This is a genomic window from Saccharopolyspora rectivirgula DSM 43747, assembly GCF_000497205.1.
Lineage (GTDB): Bacteria > Actinomycetota > Actinomycetes > Mycobacteriales > Pseudonocardiaceae > Saccharopolyspora > Saccharopolyspora rectivirgula.
Genome location: NZ_AYJW01000146.1, coordinates 1 through 567 on the forward strand (window position 1 = coordinate 1; position 567 = coordinate 567).

Annotated in this window: 1 protein-coding gene; it reads left to right on the forward strand. The window is 65.4% G+C overall.

The window, feature by feature from the left end:
• Positions 1-289: 289 nt before the first annotated feature.
• The coding region (locus SREC43747_RS21470) for an RDD family protein (protein ID WP_201768734.1) at positions 290-567 on the forward strand (278 nt) is incomplete at its 3' end.

A 567-nucleotide genomic window follows, 5' to 3' on the forward strand; every position in this document is an offset into this window, starting at 1 on the left:
GGTTCCCCGAGGTTTGTCCACTTGGCGTAAAAGTGCCATCACTTCGGGACGTTTTGAAGAGGGAGCATTCGTGACGAACCCCTACGGTCCTCCGTCCGGGCCGCAGTCCTTCGGCCAGCCGTCGGGCGGGTTTCCCCAGCAGCCAGGCCCGCCTGCGCCGCAGCAGCCCGGCCAGCCCATGCCGCAGCAACCTGGTCAGCCAGTTCCGCAGTACGGTGCCCCCGCTGGTGGGGCTCACCCGCCGGGGTACCACCCGGCGGGTGAGTTGGCCTCGTGGGGCACACGGTTCTTGGGGCGTCTCGTCGATGGCGGGATAGTCTTCGTCGGCGTCCTCGTGGTCTCGATCGTTTTCGGCTTGCTGACGGCTTTGATCGCCAGCGGTGGGAGCAGCGGTGCTGTCGCGACCGCGGCAGGCATTTGGGTTGTGGGCTACTTGATAATGCTGGGCGGCGGTGCTGCTTTCACGATTTGGAACTCGGCGTATCGCCGGGGTACCACCGGTCAGACGATCGGTCAGAAGATGGTCAAGATCAAGACCGTCAGCGAGCAGACCGGTCAGCCGGTCGG